A 1,205-nucleotide genomic window follows, 5' to 3' on the forward strand; every position below is an offset into this window, starting at 1 on the left:
CCCGCCCGCGCTGTCGGCGTCCTTGGACAGGAGCCCGAACCGGCGCCCGGTGTCCTCGGACCGGTCGCCGAGGTGGTCGAGGCTGCCGGCCGTCCGGTCGGCATCGCGCCGCACGTCCCGGAACGCGCCGGACGTGCGGTTGTTGCCGATGAGGTTGAGGACTACCGAGCGGGCCACGGCTCACCCCCTCGGCGGTCAGGTGCGGCGCCGCCGCGCTTTCGGGGGTTTGATCGGGGTGGGCTTGCTGCCCTTCCCACCGCCCTGCGCCCACGCGATCGCGGCGGTCGCGTTCGCGATGCTGGCGGCGAGGTAGGTGTCGGGCGTCCAGTCGGCGACCGGCCCGTGCATCGCCCGCGCCGTAGCGCACTGCGGCGGCAGGTGCCGGATGAACTGGATCAGCTCACGGTGCGTGAGCTTCATGGGGTCGTCCGGGTCCCACAGGTCCCGGAGCCGGTAGCCCGGCCAGAGGTGACGCAGGTCGAAGTCGACGGCTCCGCCGTACTCCCGCAGGAGCCGGTAGAGCCCGGCTATTCCCCCAGGTCCACGCCGCAGTGCTTGGCGTACGCCTCCATGAGCGCGGTCGAGTGCGCTTCCGGCAGCGGGATCTTGCGGAACTCCTTCCACTGCTCGCCGAGCGCTTCCTGGAAGGTCACGAGCGTCGCCTCGGCCTCGCCGCCCCGGACGGCCGCCTCAAGCAGAGGAATTTGGTTGAGCAGCTCACTGTGCTGCATCTCGAACCGTTTGTTGTCCGGACCCCAGAGGAACCGGAACGGGCGGGCGCCCTTGCTCTCCACCTTGACGGCGTTCAGGTTGAGGTCGAACACCTCGTCGTCGGCGGGCGCGGACGGCTTGTTGCTACCCATGCGGGTCATCCCCTCTCGATCTGGTTGGCGACCTGGTCCAGGACGCCGATGAGGCGCTGCTGCACGCGCGCCTCGAACGGTCGCGCGGTCGCGTCCCACCACGGGGTCGCGGCCTGCGTGACGTAGGTGTCGGTGCCGAACACCGGGTGCCGCCACGGGCCGACGTCGGCGTTCATGTAGGCGGGGAGCGCGGCCCGGGAGCCGAGGCGCTTGGGGTTGATGAGCACCGACACCTCGGGCTCTTTCGCGCCCGTACGGACACGGCTGACGGTCGCGTTCGCGACCATCTTCCGCAGGCTCCGGCGCCCGCGCCGGCGCGCGGTCTCGCCCTTGGACGGCAGC

At 71.4% G+C, this 1,205-nt stretch carries 3 protein-coding genes; all 3 read right to left on the bottom strand.

Features of this window, described 5'->3' with window-relative positions; all coding sequences use genetic code 11:
* Positions 1–195: 195 nt before the first annotated feature.
* Complete coding sequence (locus amrb99_RS49100) at positions 196–420, bottom strand: hypothetical protein (protein WP_190868979.1); 225 nt, start codon at positions 418–420, stop codon at positions 196–198.
* 107 nt (positions 421–527) lie between these two features.
* Positions 528–863: a hypothetical protein gene (locus amrb99_RS49105; protein WP_190868980.1), complete on the bottom strand. Its 336-nt coding sequence runs from the start codon at positions 861–863 to the stop codon at positions 528–530.
* 5 nt (positions 864–868) lie between these two features.
* Positions 869–1,205: hypothetical protein (locus tag amrb99_RS49110; protein ID WP_194737878.1), on the bottom strand; the 337-nt coding region annotated here is incomplete at its 5' end.

It is taken from the genome of Actinomadura sp. RB99 (assembly GCF_014706005.1).
Lineage (GTDB): Bacteria > Actinomycetota > Actinomycetes > Streptosporangiales > Streptosporangiaceae > Spirillospora.